The organism is Vibrio sp. 10N.222.55.C6, from assembly GCF_041473395.1.
Lineage (GTDB): Bacteria > Pseudomonadota > Gammaproteobacteria > Enterobacterales > Vibrionaceae > Vibrio > Vibrio crassostreae_C.
Map to the genome: position 1 here is coordinate 1 of NZ_JBFRSD010000620.1, position 499 is coordinate 499.

1 pseudogene is annotated in these 499 nt (G+C 44.3%); it reads right to left on the reverse strand.

What is annotated here, in order from left to right:
• A pseudogene (locus tag AB4486_RS25350) lies at positions 1-499 on the reverse strand (solute:sodium symporter family transporter); the annotation flags it as partial.

Below are 499 nucleotides of genomic sequence, written 5' to 3' on the forward strand. Positions count from 1 at the left end.
CGTAAGCACCTAATACCATGTAGAGAATGATAGCCGAAGCCTCGAAACGGAACTCCCAAGGTGTCACATCAATATTCTCATTGACTGGCATCACGTACTCAGACTCACGCGGCATAAAGTAACCAATAATGAACATCAACGCAGTACATACCACGAACAGAATCGCTAATTGATGCAGGAAGTGAATCGGTGTTTTAAACACTAACTGCATTGCTGCGTAAGAACTTACAAACACCACCAACGCCACTTTTGCCGCTATAGCTGGAACACGTTTAGATACATAGCCGACAAACACGATAGTGAAGATTGGCACACTGAAGAACCCCGCCACCATTTGTAGGTATTGGAAAAGGCCTTCTGGCGCATACATGATGAATGGTGCGATACATACCGAGATAATCGCAATCACGACACCAAAAATACGTCCTTTACCCACTAGCTCTTCATCGGTTTTACCTTGTCCAAATAGCGGCTTATACACGTTCAATGCAAACAGAGT